General features: G+C 33.1%; 2 protein-coding genes. Both read left to right on the top strand.

The window, feature by feature from the left end; translation table 11 throughout:
• The first annotated feature begins 128 nt into the window (after positions 1 to 128).
• On the top strand, positions 129 to 1,691 hold the full coding sequence (istA, locus tag IAI10_RS24495; protein ID WP_315675931.1) for an IS21 family transposase: 1,563 nt from the start codon (positions 129 to 131) through the stop codon (positions 1,689 to 1,691).
• Complete coding sequence (istB, locus tag IAI10_RS24490; RefSeq protein WP_315675930.1) at positions 1,679 to 2,449, top strand: IS21-like element helper ATPase IstB; 771 nt, start codon at positions 1,679 to 1,681, stop codon at positions 2,447 to 2,449. Before istA ends, istB begins: the two co-directional genes overlap by 13 nt.
• The last annotated feature ends 42 nt before the right edge of the window (positions 2,450 to 2,491 follow it).

Here is a 2,491-nt window from a genome sequence, read left to right as displayed (position 1 = left end):
TGTAAATGGTAAACTAAAAGGGTGAGATTTCGGCAAACAAAAAGGGAGAAGATTTTCCAGTATAGTACAATAAAAAGTCACCTTTTGGTAGAATAAAATAGTTATTTTACTAAAGGGAGATGAAAAGATTGAAGGGTTGGAATTTGTTTGGTGAGATCAAACAGCATAAGAGCATGGGACTAAACAAGTCACAGGTTCAAAGACTATTAAGCATTAACTATAAAACTGTTGATAAGTATTGGGATATGACTCCTGATGAGTATGCAAAGTTAGTTAAGGAGGCTAAGAGCAGAACCAAGAAGATAGACAAGTATAAAGATGAAATATTAGAGTGGATTACAGATTTCAGAGATATTTCCTCAGCACAAGTTTATGATTGGTTGAGAGAAAAAAATGGAGACTTGGATTTTAAAGAACGTTCACTAAGGCACTATATTAGTCATCTTAGAGAAGTGAACAAACTACCTAAAATTGCGACAGCAAGGCAGTATGAGGCTGTGGATGAGCTTCTTATGGGATACCAAGCACAGGTTGATATGGGCCAAATCTGGTTAACAAATACTATGGGCAGCAGAACAAGAGTATATTGCTTTGCTATGGTACTATCCCATTCAAGATACAAATACATACTATGGTCTGTAAGACCATTTACCACAGAAACTTTTATAGATGCCCATAATAAAGCTTTTGAATACTTTGGCGGCATGCCCTTAGAAATAGTTTATGATCAAGATAGAATATTAACAGTATCTGAAAATAATGGAGATATTATTTATACAGAAGGATTTCAAAATTATATTGACCTTATGAAATATAAAGTGAGGCTTTGCAGGGCTTTTGACCCTGAAAGTAAGGGTAAAATTGAGGCAGTTGTTAAATTTGCAAAATATAATTTTGCTCATCATAGAATCTTTGTAGATATAGATTCTTTTAATGATGATTCCCTTCAATGGCTCATTAGAACAGGTAATGGAAAAGTGCATGAAACAACAAAAAAGATACCAGCAGAAGTGTTTTCTTTTGAACAGGAACACTTAAAGCCAGTACCTCATTTGTTTAAAAAATATTCATCTGATAATAGTTTAATATATAGCGTAAGAAAAGACAATATTATTTTGTACAAGCAAGTTAGATACCAAGTACCCAAAGGTACCTATATGCCTGGTAAAGAGGTTAAGCTGTTAATAAATGATATGCATATGAATATCATTGATATTGATACAAATGAAGTTATAGCAAGTCATAAAATCAGCCTTAAAAAGGGAGATTTAGTAAAGATTATTCATCCCGAAAGGGATTTAAACAGTACTGCTGACGCAGTATATGAACGAGCATTTATTGTTTTAGGACAAACAGAAAATGCAAAGGCACTTTTGGATAACATTAGAAAAGAAAAGGTGAGATACTGTAAGGATCAATTCGGCGTTATAATTAACGCATCATCAGCTTATGATAGCGATATTGTAAGTGAGGCTGTTAATTATTGTGTAAATATGAAACTATGGAGTGCTGGAACCTTTAAAGATACACTTGAATACTTTTCTAATAAAAAGTTATCTACTGTGGATAAAATTGATATTAATTCTAAAGTACAAATCCCCTCAAAATATAGTGGCGTAAAGCCACAGGTGCGAGATATAAGAGAATACAGTGCTGCTTTGAGGAAGGAGAAAAATAAATGGAGAAATTAGAATTAATTAAGGAGTATGCTAAGATACTTAAACTTAACTACTTGAAGTTTAATGTGGATAAAATAATTGAAAAAGCAGATATAAAAGATATGTCTTATCAAGATATGCTTATATCAATGCTTGAAGGAGAAATAACGTTAAAAGATAAAAAGACACAAGAAAGAAGGCTAAAAGATGCAGGTTTTCCTGTTATAAAAAAGATTGAAAATTTTGATTTTAATTTTCAAAAGTCAATAACACAAAAGCAAGTAAACAGGTTGCTGGAAATGGATTGGATAGATAGGATGTACAATCTTATCTTTCTAGGTCCTCCTGGCGTCGGTAAGACGCATCTTGCAATATCCTTAGGGTACAAAGCAATAGAAGATGGCTATAAAGTTAGTTTTGTAAGCATGGATAAACTAATGCACCTGTTAAAAACAAAGGATATATCAAGAAGTAGTAAAGGCAAAATGAACAAAATACTTTCCTCAAGCCTTGTAATAATCGATGAACTTGGCTACCTACCTATAGCACGAGAAGAAGCTAATATGTTCTTTCAGTTAATAACTGCACTTCACGAACAAGCTTCACTAATAATCACCTCTAATAAAGGTTTTGAGGATTGGGCTGAACTATTAGGAGATCCTGCACTAACTACAGCAGTTCTTGATAGAATTGCTTATCGCTGCGAACTTTTCAATATGGAAGGTAAGAGCTTTAGGTTAGAACATAGGGAATCCTTGTTCAAACAAAAACAACTGGAAAAAATTCAGTAAAATTATTTGCCGAAATTTCTCCCAAAGTACTTGCCAGTTACA

Origin of the sequence: Clostridium sp. 19966, from assembly GCF_032335695.1 — a bacterium.
In the GTDB taxonomy this organism is placed as follows: domain Bacteria; phylum Bacillota; class Clostridia; order Clostridiales; family Clostridiaceae; genus JACTOJ01.
This window is presented reverse-complemented; position numbering and strand designations above follow the sequence as displayed.